Here is a 16,637-nt window from a genome sequence, read left to right on the forward strand (position 1 = left end):
TCAGGCGGCCTGTGCCAGGCGGATGATTTTATGCGGCGCGTCCGGCATAGGCTCATCCGTTTCAAAGAAAAACTTCTCGTGGCCAAAGGCCGGCTTCAAATCGTCCATCCACGTCGCTTCCGCATCGAACTTGGCATAGAACGGCCGGCGCACCCAGTCCGGATTGCGCGCCTGCAAAAATTGCAGGGCAAACAGTTTTTCGCCATGGATGCTGACGATGCCATCGATGACGATCTTGCCGGGAAAGGCGCTCATCGAGGGCCCGCGCACCGTGCGCGACAGGCCCGACACCATCTGGTAGGCGGCCTGGAAAATCTCATGCGCCTTCGCCAGCGGCAACTCGAAATAGCCGCGCGGTCCCGTGTCGCGCTCGACAAACATGTAATACGGAATCGCCCCCAGGCGCGTGCCCGTCTGCCACAGCTCGGCCCAGCTTGCCGGGTCTTCGTTGATATGGCGGATCAGCGGCCCCTGCATGCGCAAGGTGGCGCCCGTCGAGACGATGCGTTTGACGGCTTGTTGGGCGATGTCCTGGCGCAACTCGACGGCATGGCTGTAATGGCCCATCACGGCCAGGTTCTTGCCCGCCTTGACGATACGCTCGAACAGGCGCAGCAAATCGTCCGCGTCGCGGTCGGAGACAAAACGCTGCGGCCAATACGCCACCGCCTTGGTGCCGATGCGGATGTTCTGGATATGTTCCAGGCCCGGTTCGAGCAGCGGCTCCAGGTAAGCAGCCAGTTGCCGCGTGTTCATGATCATCGGATCGCCGCCCGTGATCAGCACGTCCGTCACTTCCGGATGCAGTCTCAGGTAGGCGGCCAGCTCATGCGACTCGCGCGCATCGAATTTCATGTCATCCATGCCGACAAACTGGGGCCAGCGGAAGCAGAAGGTGCAATACGCGTGGCACGTCTGGCCCGCGCTGGGGAAAAACAGCACCGTTTGGGCATATTTATGTTGCAGTCCACGCACGGGCGCATCGTTGACTTTCGGCACGTTATGCGTCATCTGCCCGGCCGGATGGGGATTCATGCCCAGGCGAATCCCACGCACATAGGCGTCGATGGCAGCCTTGTCCTGCTGCACCAGCACGAGATCGCGCAAGTGCGCGTACTGCTCGGGCGGCAGCATGTCGCGGTGGGGAAAAACGAGGCGGTAGATGGGATCGTCGGGAATATTGTTCCAGTCGATCAACTGGTCGAGCACATAGGCATTGGTGCGAAACGGCAAGACGTGAGAAACCACTTGCACCGCTACACGCTGCTCTTCCGGCAGCCATTCCCACTGCCGCGCCTGATGAATGGTTTGCCGCGTATATGGCTTGAACTTGGGTGAAAACGGCTCGGTAATGAGTGCGGACACGATAGGCTCCTTGCCAATAAATAGCGATAACTTTCATGAAATTGTCCCTATATCGGTCAATTCCAGCTTTTTTATCCCACAGGCCATGCCAGCTCGGCATGCTGTGAAAGCCATCCTAATTCTTGCCATCGAGAACCAAATTGCTACACATCAACAAGCATTCCGATACGTTGCTCGCTGCCTACAAGCAACACCTTAGTTTGTTCCATCGCAATTTGATGGGACCCTCGACGACGTAAATTACGGCTTGGCAACACATCCCTCGATTCTCACAAGGAGCTGTCATGAAACGCTTATTCACGGGTAGCCTGCTGTGCCTGGCCTTTGCCGGCGGCAGCGTCAATGCCGCCGTCGAACCAACGGAAAAAGACGCGATCGCCATGGCCGAACGGGGCGCCGCCTTCATGAAGGCACATGGCAAGGAAGAAATGATGAAGAAAATCACGGCGAAAGACCCCGACTTCGTGCAGGGCTCGCTGTATGTCGACATGCGTGACATCAAGACGGGCATCGTGCTGGCCCACCCCATCAATCCTTCCATCGTGGGCAAGGATTTGACGGATGTGCCTGACGCGAATGGCAAAAAATATCGACGTGAAATCATCGAGCTGGCGCAAAAGCAGGGCAAGGGCTGGGTCGACTACCAGTACAAGAACCCCACCAGCGGCAAGATTGAGCCTAAGACCACGTATATCCTGCGCGTCAACGATGTGGTGCTGGAAGCGGGGATCTACAAAAAATGAGGCAGGGCCGGCGCACACGAACGCCGTGCGCCGCCTGCGGCTGGAACAGCCATCGCCATAGCCATAGCCAGGAGTCAAGCATGCTCAATACATTACGCATCGGACCAAAATTATTGCTGGCGCCCGCCCTGGTCTTGCTGCTGCTGATACTCAGCTCGACCGGCGCCTGGTATGGCATGGTGCGGCAAAATGCCTCGCTGGAAAACATGGTACGGGTACGCATCACGCATTTGAAGGCGGCCGCCGACGTACTCGGAGAGGCCAGGCAAGTACACGGCAATATGTACCAGTTGCTGTCGTGGACGAATGGCAGCTTCGCCAAGGCCCGCCTCGATACACTAGAGCAACAAATCAAGGCGCGCCACGCGGCCATCGGTACCCAGCTGGCCACGCTGCGCGTGACGGCCACGGGCGCCGAGCGCAGCCTGGTCGATGCCGCCATCACGGCCCTGGCCGGCTACCGCAAGGCCGTGCTGGAAACCATGGAAATGGCACAGATGGACCAGTCGATCGCCACCAATTCCATGCTCAGGGCGGAAACGCAATTCGGCCAGTTCAATACGCAGCTGGCGCAGTTGTCGGCCCTGGAAACGACGCTCAGCAGCCAGGCCCATGCGACGGCAAGCGCCGAGTTTCGCAGCCTGGGCTGGAGCCTGCTGCTGACCGTCCTGCTCTCCATCATGGCCTCCATCGTGATGACCATGCTGGTACGGCGCGCCATGCTGGTGGAAATCCGCGGCATTGCCGACGCCGTGCAAGACCTGGCGGCGGGCAAGCTGATCGCCGGTGCGCCCAAGCAGGGCAATGACGAGATCGCGGCCACGTCGCGCGTGCTGGACCAGACCATCGCCAACCTGAACCAGACATTGCGTACCATCATGGGCGCCGTGCAATCGATCGACGCGGCCTCGCGCGAAATTGCCACCGGCAATCTGAATCTGTCGGCGCGCACGGAAATGCAAGCGAGCTCGCTGGAAGAAACGTCGAGCGCCATGGAAGCGCTGACGCAAGCCGTCAATGACAACGCCGACAACGCCCAGCTGGCCTGCGAGCTGGCGGGGCAAGCGTCAACCCTGGCCGTACAAGGGGGAGAGTCGATGCAGCAGGCGGTGACGACGATGGCGACGATACGCGCCAATTCGCGCCAGATCGTGGATATTATCGGCGTGATCGATGGTATTTCCTTCCAGACCAATATCCTCGCGCTGAATGCGGCGGTGGAAGCGGCGCGCGCGGGCGAACAAGGCCGCGGCTTTGCCGTGGTGGCGTCCGAAGTGCGCACCCTGGCGCAGCGCTCGGCGCAGGCGGCCAGGGAAATCAAGACCCTGATCGCCACGTCCGTGACCACCATCGATGGTGGCAGCGTGGCCGTGCAGCAAGCGGGCGACAGCATGGGCGCCATCGTGGCCTCGGTGCAGCAAGTCAATGACATCATCCAGCGCGTGAAACAGGCCAGCGCCGAGCAGGCATCCGGCATCACGGAAGTGAATCAGGCCGTCACGCAAATGGATGACGTTACCCAGCAAAATGCGGCTCTGGTGGAACAGGCGGCAGCGGCGGCGGCCAGTTTGCAGGACCAGGCCGTCAAACTGTCGGCGGCAGTCAGCGTCTTTACCCTGGATCACACCACGCCAACGACGCCCGCCAGCGTAGACGATGAAGTCTTCCTGAATCCGGCCAGGAAACCGGGCCAGGACAGACGCGCGCTGCACAGCCCGCTGCGAAGCATGCCCGGCCTGCGCGGCGCCAAGGATGCGCAGCAGCGCCAGCGTGGCCAGATGCGCGATTAACTGGCTGGTGCGCGCATCGGCTTGCTCAGGTAGCGCGAACCGGCCAGCACGAAGCGCCACGGCGTTTCCATCGCCTTGGAAATACCGATGCGCCGCCCCGCTTGCACCGTCACTTCATCCTCGCGGGCCAGCAGCATGAACGGCGGCGCATCGAGCGCCAGCCGGTTATGCCTATGCGTGACACCCAGCGCCTGACACACCTTGCCCGGCCCCGAACACAGCAGCCGCAGTTCCTCGACGCCGCGCCGCTCGCGCATGCGATCCAGGCCCGCCAGCGGCTCGATGGCGCGGATCAGCACGCCAGCGCCATGGTCCGCTTCGCGGCACACAAAGTTCAAACACCAGTGGATGCCGTAGGAGCGGTAGACATAGGCGTGCGCGGGCGGGCCGAACATGGCGGCATTGCGCGGCGTCATGCCCCCATACGTATGCGAAGCCGGGTCCAGCCGGTCATACGCTTCCGTTTCCACGATGCGCCCGCCCACGCCGTCCACCAGCACGGTCACGCCGATCAGCTGGCGCGCCACGCTGCAAGAATCGTCCGCAAAATCGATGTCCGCCAGGAGTTTTTTCATGCGGCAATTGTAGCGTCACGCTTGCCCGCACGCACCGGCGGCTGTCTTAAAAACAAATACATCTTACTTTTTTCACCATAAAAACAGGGGCTGATTGCGTCGCCAAATGAGCAACATCGGTGGCAATCACGGCAAAAACAGGAATTTTTCGACAATCTACTGTAGAGATGAACTATTGCCATGCATAAACATGGATAATCATCGGGCATTGCACAAGGCGTCCATGAGGCCGTCCATGCGCAGCGCACGACCGAATAACCAGCGGGTAAGACAATGATGATGAGAGCGGCAGCGCAAAAGCAGGTAGTGCAGGAAGATCCGGTTGACGCCTTGATGCGTTCCATCCGCATTCCGCCACGTCCCAGCCTGCTGGTCGACTTGCAGCGCGAACTGGCCGAAGACGACCCGTCGCCGCGGCGCATCGCGCGCATCATCGCCGACGATGTCGGCATGTCCGGCGCCCTGCTGAAATTGGCCAATTCACCGTTCTATGGCGCCGCGCGCAAGGCCAAGTCCGTCGAGCAAGGCATCAACTTTCTCGGCATCAACCAGTGCAGTGCCATGATGACGGGCTTGCTGGCACGCCAGGCGCTGGAAGCGGAAGGCGTGGAACTGACCAACTTCTGGGATGTGTCGGCCAAGCGCGCGCGCGCCCTGGTATTTACCTCGCGCAAGCTGCGCATCGCCCCGCCCGACATCGCCCACACCTTCGGCCTGTTCTGCGATATCGGCGTGCCCCTGCTGATGAACCGCTTCCCCGACTACGTCAAGACGTACGCGGCGGCGGCCAACGATGCGCATAATTGTTTTACAGCCCTGGAAGACGCGCGCCACCAGACCAACCACGCGGCCATCGGCTGCTTGCTGGCGCGCAACTGGGGCTTGTCCTCCGATGTCTCCTGGGCCATCTTGCACCACCACGACTATACGGTGCTGGCCGACCCGTCCACGGACGACGCCATCCGTTCGCTCGTCGCCCTGTCGCTGCTGGCCGAAAAGGGCATTCAGCGCTACCATGGCAACAGTACCTCGCTGGAGTGGGACAAGGGCGGCGAACTTGCCTGCCAGCATCTTGGCCTGTCGCAGGAAGAGGCCGCCGACCTGCTCGACGAGTTGCACGAGATGTTCGATACCGACCATTGATGTATCAGGCGGCCGCGTCCGCCTGTATCATCTGTCCCGGCGCCTGGCAAAGCCTTGGCGCCTGTTTCCGTTTGCCTGACCTGTATTCTTAACCTGTTGATCGCCATGCCCAAAAATAAGCGCCCTGTCCCCCGTAAATCCGCCAACACGCCTGAAGACAAGGATGAGTCCGTCACGCGCATGCTGTGCACGATGGCCCTGAACCTGGCGGAGCAGGAAGACAGCGAATCGCAGGGCACGGTGCTGGCCGAGCAAGCCGTCGAGTTCGGCCGCCTGATCCGCAAGGCCTTGAATCAAAAGAAGGATGAAATTCTGTACGACGCCATCGAGCGCGCCAAGTATGAAGACGTGGGCGCCTACCAGTATTTGCGCAGCCATATCGAGGAAGCGGCCTCCATTTCCGTGATCCGCCGCGAGAATGCTCCGGCCATGGAAATCAACGCCTTTGTCGTGCCCCTGCTGGTGCAAAGCACGGGCGGCCTGAAGGAAGCGGATAGCTTCCAGGACCAGGATGCATTCGAAGCGCTGGTGAAAAGTTTCCAGCAGGCAGAACTGGAAAGCCCCAAGGCCAAGGTGGTCTTGATGAGCCATGCCTACGACCTCGATGAAATCGACCGCATCACCTATAGCCACTTGCACGAGATGGTGCGCGATGCATACTCATCGATGACGGACAAGAAAATCGTCGCCACGCCAGGCCTGGAAAGCAGCATCGTCGGCTGGAGCGAAACGGCCTTCGGCCCGCAAGACACGGCCGTCGAACTGCGCTTCCTGCTGGGCTTTGCCCTCAAGCGCGTGGACGACCCATTCTATGCGGAACCGAAGGACGAAGCGGCACTCGATGCCTGGTTCGATGCGCGCATGGCCCGCTACCAGCAGTGGACGACGGAAGTCGGCGACCTGGTGAAACGCTGCCTGGCGCCGGCCGGCAGTGCCCTGGAAGTAAGCTTCCTCTACCAGGATCTGTTCCACGGCGGCAAGGAACAAGGCATGAGCGAGTATGCGATGCTGCAGATGATGTCGGGCATCAACCATGCGCTGGCGGAAAACAAGGTGGACGCCGGCGACGTCTCGGTGGTCGTCGGCCCGGCCGATGAGCACGGCGAAATGCTGCTGCGCGTCAACGTCACCACGGCGGGCGGCGAGATGCTGCACAGCGCCGACAAGCCGCTGGACCTGGCTGCCGACCTGCAGGACGAAGTCGACGACATCTGCGATGCACTGGCCACCATCGGCGTGACGCAATTATCCGTGGCGCTGAAATTCGACGCCAAGGGACAGCCGCTGGAAGCGCAACCGTACGCGCCGGCGTAAAGCCGGCGACATGCTCAACGCGCGGCCGGCTCCTGCTGGCCGCGCAGCAACAGCCATGCCTGCAGCTTTTGCGCATACGCAAGCGTATGCGCCGGACTGCTCGACGGCAAGCTGACGATGCGATAACGCTGCGCGTGCTCGCCCAGCACCTTGATGCCCAGTTTCGCCGCCGTGCCGCCGTTGAAGGCGATCGTGTGCAGCTGAGGCAAGCTGGCGGCAAGGGCCACCAGGTCGTTGTCGTCGCGGGCGCGGATATTGCTGTCCAGGCTGCCCGTGCGCTGCGCCTGCGCCACCACATCCCACAGGCCCACGCCGTGCGCCAACAAGGTGCTCAACCGCGCCTCATAGGGCAAACTAGTCAAATCCACGCCCAGCACCTCGCCCAGTAGCCTCCAGAATTTGTTTTGCGGATGCGCATAGTATTGGCTGTGCGCCAGCGATTTTTCGCCGGGCAAGCTGCCCAGTATCAGCAAGCGCGTGCCGGCGTCGACGACGGGTGCGAAGCAGCGCTTGCGCGCATCGGCGGCATGGTCTGGCAAGAAAGCTGGGCTATTCAAATGAGATATCCGGAAGGGAAGGCGAAGGGCCATTTTACCCGGCCACGCAACGGTGTAGAATTTCCAGACAGAACACCACGAGAGACCGCCCATGCGCACCATCGACACCCTGCTGGCCCAATATGGCGAAAGCCACCGCAACCACGTCAATGAATGGGTGCACATCGTGTGCGTGCCCCTGATCGTTTTCAGCCTGCTGGGACTGCTGTGGAGCCTGCACCCCAGCGTGGCGCTGCTCGGTAGTATTCTGGCCTTATACTATTATTACAAGCTGTCGCGCCCGTTTGCGGCGGGCATGCTGGCGATGCTGGCCGCCATGCTGGGCCTGCTGCTGCTCATGCCCCCGCTGACCATCCTGCCAGTGTCGCTGGCGCTGTTCGTGCTGGCCTGGATAGGCCAGTTCATCGGCCACCAGATCGAAGGCAAGAAACCGTCGTTCCTTGACGACTTGCGCTTCTTGCTGGTGGGGCCGCTGTTCGTGCTGGGATTTTTGTACCGGCGCCTGCGGCTGGCGTATTGAGCGGCACGTGGCTACGCGCGGCCGGTAACAGATTTTTACTATTCGCAACTAGTTATCTGCGGTAAGTGTCCTTATGATCAGTCAGCATCTTTACTGCCGGTCGACGCAATCGGCAACTAACTTTTGTCCAAGGGAGTTCCACATGAAAGCACCAATCATTGCAGTGGCATTGCTCGCCACCCTGGCCGGCTGCGCCGTACAACCGAACTCGGCCAATGTCTACAATGCGCGCCAGGCGCAGAATGAACAATCGGTTCGCATGGGCACGGTTGAATCCGTGCGCCAAGTGACCATCGACAAGGGTGAAACGGGCACGGGCGTGCTGGCTGGTGCGGCGCTGGGCGGCGTGGCCGGCTCGACAGTCGGCGGTGGCAAGGGCGCCATCGCGGCCAGCATCCTCGGCGCCGTCGCCGGCGGCATGGCCGGCAAGAGCATCGAAGCGAATGCCTCAAACAAGGCCGGCCTGGAAATCACCGTGCGCCTGGACAATGGCGACATGCGCGCCATCGTGCAAGACGCCGACGAGCTGTTCCGTCCAGGCGAGCGCGTGCGCCTGCTGTCGGATGGCCGCAAGACCCGCGTCACGCATTGATCGGCAGGCTGGCGCCCAGGCATTAGCCGAAGGCGCCGGCAGCCATGAAGGACGCCGAGGGGTGCAGCCAGATGGCAACCACTGTTGCCACGATGACATAGACAAGCACGCTCCAGACTTTGATCTGCAGTGAAGCTGGCATAGCGCTTCTCCTTCAAGGATGCAATTCAGAAAATATTTACTTAATAATAATGTAAATATTTTCATAAATTTAACATTTTCCAGAAGCACTGCTCTGGCTCAATGCCTGAGGGGATCTTGCCGCACATTTCACCTTCCATTTGCCAAGCTCGACCGGGACGCGCTATGCCCGTATACTTGCGCGATGTCCTCTCCTCTCCTGTTCATCATTGCCTGCCTGATCTGGGGCTCCACCTTCTGGGCCATCACTTTGCAGCTGGGCGATGTCGCCCCCGCCGTTTCCGTGGTCTACCGCTTCGGCCTGGCTTCCGCTACCCTGTTTGCCTGGTGCGCCTTGCGCGGCGACACCTTGCGCCTGCCCTGGCGCGCGCAAAAATGGATGCTGCTGCAAGGCCTGGCCTCGTTCGCCCTCAGCTATGTCTGCACCTACAGCTCGGAGCAATACCTGGTCTCCGCTCTCGTCAGCGTGCTGTTTGCGCTGATGGTGTTCTGGACGCCATTGCTCAACCGCATCGCCTTCGGCACGCCGATTACCTGGAGCACATGCTGCGCGGCATTTGTCGCCATCTGCGGCATCGTGTTGCTGTTTTACCAGTCCATCGGCGCGGCACTGCAAGACATCCTCGGCGGCGGCAACGGGCATTTCCTGCTCGGTTTCATGCTGGCCCTGGTGGCCACCGTATCGAGTACGGTGGGCAATGCCCTCGTCATGAAAGTGCGCGAACACTCCGGCAACGTGATGCTGACCATGGCCTGGACCATGCTGTGGGGTACGCTCATGGTAGCCGCCTGCGCCATCGCCACGGGCCAGTCCTGGCAGTTGCCCACGCGCCCCAGTTACTGGATGGGATTGGTATATCTGGCCATCTTCGGCTCGGTGATCGCCTTCAGCGCGTATTTCACTTTAATCGCGCGCATCGGCACGCAAAAGACCGTGTATATCGGCGTCGTCACGCCCGTCATCTCCGTGCTGCTGTCGGTGCAGTTCGAACATTACCGGCCTGCCGCCATCGAATGGGTGGGCATGCTGCTATGCCTGTCCAGCGTAGCCTGGGCCCTGACCTCGGGCGCGCGCAAGACGAGTACCATTGCTACCCTTTCCACCACTCCATCAGCAAAGGCAACATGAACACTTCCACCGCCACTCTCGCCATCCGTCCCGCCCAGAAAACCGACGTGGCAGCCATCTTTGGCATGATCCATGAACTGGCCGTGTTTGAAAAACTCGAACACATGATGATCGCCAAGGAATCCATGCTGCACGACAGCCTGTTCGGCACCCATCGCGCGTGCGAAGCGCTGGTCGGAGAGGAAGATGGCGAAGTGGTGACGTTCGCCCTGTTCTTCCATAATTTTTCCACCTTCCTGTGCCGCAAGGGGCTGTACCTGGAAGACCTGTATGTGAAGCAATCGGTGCGCGGCAAGGGCTATGGCAAGCAGATGCTGGTGGCGCTGGCGCAACTGGCTGTCGAACGCGATTGCGGCCGCTTCGAATGGTCGGTGCTGGACTGGAATGAAAACGCGATCAACTTCTACAAGGGCATGGGCGCGGACGTGATGCCGGACTGGCGCATCTGCCGGGTCGCTGGCGATGCCTTGACGCAATTGTCGGCGGGCACGCCAAAAACCATCGCGTTGGAACTGTAAGCGTAAGTTCCAAAAAAAATCCCCGCAGGCTAGCGGCACCGCGGGGTGAACCCATTGTCAAGTGGGAGGGGGAGAATGCAATCAACGGTTATCAATATAAACGCTACGACTGGTCACCGCGCCAACCTTTACATTTGCTTACCGGGCCTTACATTTTCCTTAAATCTGTCAGCTAACTGTCCATCCTTCACCACAGTTTATTTCCGTGGTTCAATCAATGTGCCGTGCAAACCGATTTGTTGTTGCGTAACCCCAATGTCACCCTGCGCATTTTTATAGATTTGGTACACTGTGAAGCAGGCGGTGCAGCCAGCAACCACGGCAAAAATGACCATGCGACGCTCCTTGAATTTTTTTGAAGGTATCAGGGAAAACAGAGCCTGCGGCCGATGATGGTCAGGCAGGGAAGATTCAGTGTGGCATCTTCTGCTGGTGGGGCATTGCGCAATATCAAACGCGTCAAAGTGACGGCGCGCGGGCGTTTGATACGATGCAAAATGGCGGCAATGCGCTCACACACAATGAACGAATCAATGACCGAATCGTTACGCCTATGGGAGCCACATCATGAATGTCTCTGCCAAACCGCTCGTCATGAAAATCTACCGCGCCTACCTGCGCTCCCGCCTGGAGCGCTACACGCGCGACTTGCAAGCCATCGCCGAACAGCGCGAAAACGACTTCCAGGCTGAACGCATCCTGCACCAGGCCGTCGTCTCGGTGCGCTCGAAACTGCACTCGCTGTAGCCGTGATGCCGTCAGTGCTGCCGGCCGGCCACGGCCCAGCGCTCCACCAGCTCGAACAAGCCTTGCGTCAGCAGGGCCAGCACGGCTGCGGGGATCGCACCGGCCAGCAGCATGTCGTTGTCGTTCAACGCCAGGCCGATGGTGATGCGTTCCCCGTAGCCACCCGCGCCGATGAAGGCGGCGATGGTGGCCGTGCCCACGCTCATCACGGCCGCCGTTTTCACGCCTGCCAGCATCACGGGCAAGGCCAGCGGCAAGTCCACGTGCAGCAGGCGGTCGCGCCGGCTCAAGCCCAGCGCCAGCGCCGCCATGCGCAAGCCTTGCGGCACCTGCAAGATGCCGGTGCAGGTATTGCGCACGATGGGCAGCAAGGCGTACACGAATAAGGCCACCAGCGCCGGCGCCAATCCGATCATGCCCAGCACGGGGATCAAGATCGCCAGCAAGGCCAAGGAGGGCACCGTCTGCAGCACGCCGACGCAGGCCAGCACCGTTTGCCGCAGCGGCGCCGAAAACGCCGCCAGGACGCCCAGCGGAATGCCGATCAGGCACGCCAGGGCGACCGACAGCAGCACCAGGGTCAGGTGCTGGCGCGTCAGGGTCCACAAATCGTCGCCGATGATTTTATCCAGCAGAGTGCTGCGCGCCGCCGGTTTGTTCACCTGCGTCCCCGAGGCCAGCCACTGCCGCGCCACGCTGGCAAAGCTCTTGCCATCGATTTCCACGGCCGCATTCATGGCGATCATGTCGCCCTCGCTGATGCGCCCCTGCAGCCCTTGCAACGCTTGCCAGGCGGCGGGAAAACGCTGTGGCACATCGAGCCGGTACAGCAACATGGCGTCGTAGCGGGGAAAATACTGCTGCGTGTCGGCCAGCACGCGCAAGCCGTACTGGCGGATCTTCGCGTCCGTCGAATAAATGTCGATCACGTCCACCTGGCGCTGTGCCAGCGCTTCATAGGCGATGCCGTGATCGAGCCCGCGCGGGCGCTGCGGCAAAGTATAGCGCGCGGCCAGGCCCGGCCAGCCATCGACCCGGCCAATGAATTCATGCGACAAGCCGAATTTCAAGGCGGGATGCTGGGCCAGCTGCTCCAGGCTGGCGATGGCCTGTTCATCACCGCGCACGGCCAGCGCATAGGTATTGTTAAAGCCCAAAGGCACGCCCACGCCCAGCCCCAGCGCCGCCAGCTCGCGCCGCATCTGGTCCAGATCAATCGGTTTGTCGTGCTTGAGGATTTCGCTGGCGATGGTGCCCGTGTATTCGGCATACACATCGATGCTGCCCGCGTGCAGCGCGGCGAGCACGATGGCCGTATTGCCAAGTCCCTGACGGTGCTCCGTCTTGACGTGCGGCGCGGCGCTCTGTTTGACGATTTCGCCGAGGATGTAGGATTCCGTGAAACGCTTCGAGCCCACCTTCAAGGTGCCGCTATCCATGGCAAGGGAGGACATGGGCGCGGCGGCGAAGAACAGCAACAACAACAGGTAAACAACACGCACGCGGCGCTCCAGGATGGTGATCAATCCGGCAAGCTTAACACCGGCGCGCGCCAGACACCGCCATGCACCACGCCCACGCATGGATTCAGGCCCAGCGCATACGCCAGGTCGGCCGGACGCGCGATGCGCCACAGGGCGAAATCGGCGCGCTTGCCCACTACCAGGCTGCCCGTTTCATGCTGCAGGCCCAGCGCGCGCGCCGCATGGCACGTGCAGCCGGCCAGCGCCTCCTGCGGCGTCAGCCGCCACAGGGTGCAAGCCATGTTCATCGCCAGCAGCAATGACGTCATGGGCGACGTGCCAGGATTGCAATCGGTGGACACGGCCATCGGCACGCCGGCCGCGCGCAGCGCCGCCACCGGTGGCGGCTGCGTCTCGCGCAGAAAGTAGTACGCGCCCGGCAGCAGCACGGCCACCGTGCCATGTTCCGCCATGGCGGCGATGCCGTCTGCCGACAAAAATTCCAGGTGGTCGGCCGACAGGCCAGCGTAGCGGGCGACCAGGGCCGCGCCGCCTAAATCAGACAGCTGCTCCGCATGCAATTTGACGGGCAAGCCCAGGCCTCGCGCCGCCTCGAACACGCGCTGCGTATGCGCCGGCGTAAAGCCGATGCGCTCGCAAAACGCATCGACGGCGTCGACCAGGCCATCGCTGGCCAGCCTGGGCAGCATCTGCGCGCACAGCAGGTCGATATACGCATCGGGCTGGCCCGTATATTCGGGAGGCAGTGCATGCGCGCCGAGGAAGGTGGTGCGCACGGACACCGGCAGCTTTTCTGCGATCGTGCGCGCCACGCGCAGCATCTTCGCCTCGCTATCCGCAGCCAGGCCGTAGCCGGACTTGATCTCCAAGGTGGTCACGCCCTCGGCCAGCAGCGCCAGCACGCGGGGCAGGCTTTGGCGCAGCAACTCGTCGTCGCTGGCCGCGCGCGTGGCGCGCACGGTGGACATGATGCCCCCGCCGGCGCGGCTGATGTCTTCATAGCTGGCGCCATTCAGGCGCGCCTCGAATTCGTCGCTGCGGTTGCCCGCGTGGACGATGTGCGTATGGCAGTCGATCAGGCCCGGCGTCAGCCAGCAGCCCTGCCCGTCGAGCAGGACTGCGCCGCTGGCCGGCAGCTCGTCACCGGGGCCGAACCAGGCGATGCGGCCATCCTTGACGGCGATGGCCGCGTCCAGCAGCTCGCCATAGCCGTGCTCCATGGTGGCCAGGTGGACGTTGTGGATGACCAGGTCCCAGTCTTGCATGGTGTTTTCCTTCCTAGATGAACAGGTCGACGCGGAACACGGCCGTGCGCTGCAAGGCGTCGAGCCGCCATTCCTGCGCATCGTCGGCGTCCAGCAGCAGGGCGTCATAGCGGGCCAGCGCGAACTGCCGTTCGCCACCGCGCGCCAGCACAGCACCATCGCCGGCGACAAATAGCAGGGTCGCCGCGCTGCGCCGCACCAGCTTGCCCGGTGCCGTGATTTTTTCCAGCTGGTGGCGGCAGCGGTCGCGCCGCGTCATCACATTGAAATCCGTCGTGATCCCCTTGACTTGCGCGGACACGGCCGCCTCGCCGGGAAACCACAGCATCGGTTGCGCCGCGCTCAAGGTCACCTTGCGCGTGCCATCGAGCGTCAGCTGCACGCTGTCGCCATCGACCAGCATCAGGCTACGGTCGATGCCGGGGAAGCTGGAAAACGGCCCGCTGGCCGTGATTTTCGCCAGGCTGATACGCCAGTCGAAGTCGTCGAAGCCTGCGCCCAGGGGAGCAATGGCGATTTCCGTCGTGCTGCCGCCGCCATTTTTCCATGCCACAGCGCGCAGGTATTCATGCGGGATGAAGGTCGCCATCAGAGCGCCCTCAGTTGCGCAAGGGTGCGCTTGTAGGCGGTGGCGATGGCGTCCTGCGCCAGATGGCGCCCACCGCGCACCTGCCACTGGCCGCCACACAACACGTCGCGCACCAGGTTATCGTTGCCGCAGAAAAGAAAACTGCCCAGCACATCCCCGATGGCCACGCCGCACAGGTTCACATGCGTCTCGTCGAGCACCAGCAAGTCCGCGCGGTTGCCCTGCGCCAGCGCGCCCAGCTTGCGCCCGGACGCCTGGGCGCCGCCGCGCAAGGACGCCTGCCACAGGTAGTCGCCCACATGGCGTTCATCGGGGGTGGCGGCGACATTGCGCTGCTGGCGCTGCAAGCGCTGGCCGTATTCGAGCCAGCGTAACTCTTCGACGGGCGACTGCGATACATGGCTGTCGCTGCCGACGCCGAAGCGCCCGCCGGCGGCAATGAATTCGGCCAGCGGGAACAGGCCATCGCCCAAATTTGCTTCGGTCGTCGGGCACAGGCCCGCCACGGCGCCGCTGGCAGCCATCAGCGCCACTTCATCGGGCTGCACATGCGTGGCATGCACGAGGCACCAGCGCGCGTCGACATCGACCTGATCGTACAGATACTGCACCGGACGCCGGCCGCTGACATCGAGGCACTGGTGCACTTCGCCCTGCTGCTCGGCGATGTGAATGTGAATGGGGCGGCCAGCTGGCAGCGCTTGCGCCACTGCGCGGATCTGCGCCACGCCGGCCGCGCGCAGCGAGTGGGGCGCAAAGCCCACTTCCACCTGTCCGCCGCGCACCGGCGCCAGCGCCTCGATGATGCGCAAGACATCATCCGCGTCGGTGCGGAAGCGCGCCTGCTCGGCTTTCAATGGCTGTTCGCCGAAGCCCGCATGGCTGTACAGCACAGGCAACATCGTCATGCCGATGCCGCTGATGCGCGCCGCGGCCAGCACCCGTTCAGCCGTCTCGGCGGGGCGCGCATACAGCGCGCCAGCCGCATCGCGCTGCAGATAGTGAAATTCGCACACGGCCGTGTAGCCATGGCGCAGGCATTCGGCAAACAGCTGAGCGGCGATGGTTTGCATCTGCTCTGGCGTGATGTGGCGCGCGAAGCGGTACATCAGTTCGCGCCAGGTCCAGAAGCTGTCCGGCATATCGCCGCTTCCCTCGCCGGCGACTTCCGTCATACCGCCCAGCGCGCGCTGGAAGGCATGCGAATGCAGGTTGACCATGCCGGGCAAGACATATTCGGCCACTTCGACGCCGGCAGACGATGCGGTATTTTCCGTCACCACCGTCAAATCGCCGGCCGCATCCCACTCCAGCAGCACGTCGCGGCGCCAGCCCTGCGGCAGCAGCGCATGGCGCGCGAACAAACAGCCGCTCAACGCGCCACCCATGCCACGGCCGCTTCCATCATCTGGCGCAGCAGCGGCTGCACCTGTGCGGCCAGGTCGGCCCGGTAGCCGAACGGCATCGCTTCCTCCATGTACAGGCACTGGCACATCTCCAGCTGGATCGCATGCACGCGGCTGGCCGGCTGGCCGTACTGGCGCGTGATGTGACCGCCCTTGAAGCGGCCATTCAGGGCGACCGTAAATTGCTCCTGCGCGCGCGCGATATCGACCACGGCGGAGGTCAGGCCACTATCGCAGCTGGCGCCATCGGCCGTGCCGAAGTTCAGGTCGGGCAGCTTGCCATCAAAGAAGCGCGGCACGTGCGAGGCGATGGAATGGGCATCCAACAGCACCACCGCGCCGTGCACGCGCAGCAGGCGGTCCAGTTCCTCGCGCAGCTGCCGGTGGTATGGCGCCCAGTAGCACTGCAACCGGCGCTGTACGTCGGCCGCGTCGGGTTCCTTGCCGGCCAGGTACAGCGGCTCGCGGTGGAAGGTATCGTTGGGCAGCAAGCCCGTCGTATCCTGGCCCGGATACAGATTCGTGTCTTCCTGCGGGCGGTTCAAGTCGATGGTGTAGCGCGACCAGCGCGCCGACAGCACGGACGCATCCATCTCCTGCAAAAAACCATACAGCTCGCGCAAATGCCAGTCCGTATCGGCCTTGATCAAGGCCTGCGGCGTCATGCGCGCGGCGATATCATCGGGTATGTCGGTGCCCACGTGGGGCATCGACACCAGCAGCGGGATGCTGCCTTCGTTGAAGCGGAAATCCATGCTT

The 16,637-nt window shown here is 62.3% G+C and carries 18 protein-coding genes; 9 read left to right on the forward strand and 9 right to left on the reverse strand.

From position 1 onward, the window contains the following. Window positions 1-1,365 (reverse strand): KamA family radical SAM protein, encoded by a 1,365-nt coding sequence (locus ACQ4WN_RS02150; protein ID WP_436550051.1) that lies wholly within the window; start codon window positions 1,363-1,365, stop codon window positions 1-3. Between the two features lie 284 nt (window positions 1,366-1,649). Between ACQ4WN_RS02150 and ACQ4WN_RS02155 the strand changes: the two genes are divergently transcribed. Beyond that, complete coding sequence (locus ACQ4WN_RS02155) at window positions 1,650-2,108, forward strand: cache domain-containing protein (RefSeq protein WP_071075415.1); 459 nt, start codon at window positions 1,650-1,652, stop codon at window positions 2,106-2,108. Window positions 2,109-2,188: 80 nt separating this feature from the next. After that, the gene (locus tag ACQ4WN_RS02160; RefSeq protein ID WP_436550052.1) at window positions 2,189-3,898 is read left to right on the forward strand and encodes a methyl-accepting chemotaxis protein; all 1,710 of its coding nucleotides are present in this window, start codon (window positions 2,189-2,191) and stop codon (window positions 3,896-3,898) included. Here ACQ4WN_RS02160 and ACQ4WN_RS02165 read toward each other — a convergent pair. Beyond that, window positions 3,895-4,473 (reverse strand): DNA-3-methyladenine glycosylase, encoded by a 579-nt coding sequence (locus ACQ4WN_RS02165; RefSeq protein ID WP_436550053.1) that lies wholly within the window; start codon window positions 4,471-4,473, stop codon window positions 3,895-3,897. The two genes, ACQ4WN_RS02160 and ACQ4WN_RS02165, sit on opposite strands and share 4 nt — an antisense overlap. 276 nt (window positions 4,474-4,749) lie before the next feature. Here ACQ4WN_RS02165 and ACQ4WN_RS02170 point away from each other — a divergent pair, with 276 nt between their 5' ends. Beyond that, the gene (locus ACQ4WN_RS02170) at window positions 4,750-5,616 is read left to right on the forward strand and encodes an HDOD domain-containing protein (protein WP_436550096.1); all 867 of its coding nucleotides are present in this window, start codon (window positions 4,750-4,752) and stop codon (window positions 5,614-5,616) included. Window positions 5,617-5,721: 105 nt separating this feature from the next. Further along, window positions 5,722-6,930 carry a hypothetical protein gene (locus ACQ4WN_RS02175; RefSeq protein WP_436550054.1) on the forward strand — a complete coding sequence of 403 codons (1,209 nt, stop codon included), beginning with the start codon at window positions 5,722-5,724 and terminating at the stop codon, window positions 6,928-6,930. 14 nt (window positions 6,931-6,944) lie between these two features. Here ACQ4WN_RS02175 and ACQ4WN_RS02180 read toward each other — a convergent pair whose 3' ends face one another. Further along, window positions 6,945-7,487, reverse strand: a complete 543-nt coding sequence (locus ACQ4WN_RS02180) for a DNA-deoxyinosine glycosylase (protein WP_436550055.1) — start codon at window positions 7,485-7,487, stop codon at window positions 6,945-6,947. 91 nt (window positions 7,488-7,578) lie between these two features. Between ACQ4WN_RS02180 and ACQ4WN_RS02185 the strand changes: the two genes are divergently transcribed. From ACQ4WN_RS02185 to ACQ4WN_RS02200, 4 genes are all read left to right on the forward strand, one after another. Continuing rightward, window positions 7,579-8,007 (forward strand): Mpo1 family 2-hydroxy fatty acid dioxygenase, encoded by a 429-nt coding sequence (locus ACQ4WN_RS02185; RefSeq protein ID WP_436550056.1) that lies wholly within the window; start codon window positions 7,579-7,581, stop codon window positions 8,005-8,007. Between the two features lie 142 nt (window positions 8,008-8,149). After that, window positions 8,150-8,599: an outer membrane lipoprotein gene (locus ACQ4WN_RS02190; RefSeq protein ID WP_034746298.1), complete on the forward strand. Its 450-nt coding sequence runs from the start codon at window positions 8,150-8,152 to the stop codon at window positions 8,597-8,599. A gap of 325 nt (window positions 8,600-8,924) precedes the next feature. After that, window positions 8,925-9,869, forward strand: coding sequence for a DMT family transporter (locus ACQ4WN_RS02195; RefSeq protein WP_436550057.1), 945 nt, complete (start codon window positions 8,925-8,927; stop codon window positions 9,867-9,869). After that, complete coding sequence (locus ACQ4WN_RS02200) at window positions 9,866-10,387, forward strand: GNAT family N-acetyltransferase (RefSeq protein ID WP_436550058.1); 522 nt, start codon at window positions 9,866-9,868, stop codon at window positions 10,385-10,387. The genes ACQ4WN_RS02195 and ACQ4WN_RS02200 overlap by 4 nt, the downstream gene beginning before the upstream one ends. Before the next feature lie 197 nt (window positions 10,388-10,584). Here the strand turns inward: ACQ4WN_RS02200 and ACQ4WN_RS02205 are convergent, their stop codons facing one another. Then, a complete protein-coding gene (locus ACQ4WN_RS02205) occupies window positions 10,585-10,722 on the reverse strand; it encodes a hypothetical protein (RefSeq protein WP_436550059.1) in 138 nt (45 codons plus the stop codon). Between the two features lie 232 nt (window positions 10,723-10,954). Between ACQ4WN_RS02205 and ACQ4WN_RS02210 the strand changes: the two genes are divergently transcribed. After that, on the forward strand, window positions 10,955-11,134 hold the full coding sequence (locus ACQ4WN_RS02210) for a hypothetical protein (protein WP_034746290.1): 180 nt from the start codon (window positions 10,955-10,957) through the stop codon (window positions 11,132-11,134). Between the two features lie 11 nt (window positions 11,135-11,145). On the opposite strand, the gene ACQ4WN_RS02215 is transcribed toward ACQ4WN_RS02210, so the two are convergent. From ACQ4WN_RS02215 to hutG, 5 genes are all read right to left on the reverse strand, one after another. Then, complete coding sequence (locus tag ACQ4WN_RS02215; RefSeq protein WP_436550097.1) at window positions 11,146-12,588, reverse strand: glycine betaine ABC transporter substrate-binding protein; 1,443 nt, start codon at window positions 12,586-12,588, stop codon at window positions 11,146-11,148. Window positions 12,589-12,656: 68 nt separating this feature from the next. Continuing rightward, window positions 12,657-13,883: an imidazolonepropionase gene (gene hutI / locus ACQ4WN_RS02220; protein ID WP_436550060.1), complete on the reverse strand. Its 1,227-nt coding sequence runs from the start codon at window positions 13,881-13,883 to the stop codon at window positions 12,657-12,659. A 13-nt stretch (window positions 13,884-13,896) separates the two neighbouring features. After that, complete coding sequence (locus ACQ4WN_RS02225) at window positions 13,897-14,472, reverse strand: HutD/Ves family protein (RefSeq protein WP_436550061.1); 576 nt, start codon at window positions 14,470-14,472, stop codon at window positions 13,897-13,899. Then, window positions 14,472-15,860 carry a formimidoylglutamate deiminase gene (locus ACQ4WN_RS02230; protein WP_436550062.1) on the reverse strand — a complete coding sequence of 463 codons (1,389 nt, stop codon included), beginning with the start codon at window positions 15,858-15,860 and terminating at the stop codon, window positions 14,472-14,474. The genes ACQ4WN_RS02225 and ACQ4WN_RS02230 overlap by 1 nt, the downstream gene beginning before the upstream one ends. After that, window positions 15,845-16,633 carry an N-formylglutamate deformylase gene (gene hutG, locus ACQ4WN_RS02235; protein ID WP_436550063.1) on the reverse strand — a complete coding sequence of 263 codons (789 nt, stop codon included), beginning with the start codon at window positions 16,631-16,633 and terminating at the stop codon, window positions 15,845-15,847. Before hutG ends, ACQ4WN_RS02230 begins: the two co-directional genes overlap by 16 nt. Window positions 16,634-16,637 lie beyond the last annotated feature (4 nt).

The sequence above is a fragment of the Janthinobacterium pasteuri genome (assembly GCF_051380775.1).
In the GTDB taxonomy this organism is placed as follows: domain Bacteria; phylum Pseudomonadota; class Gammaproteobacteria; order Burkholderiales; family Burkholderiaceae_D; genus Janthinobacterium.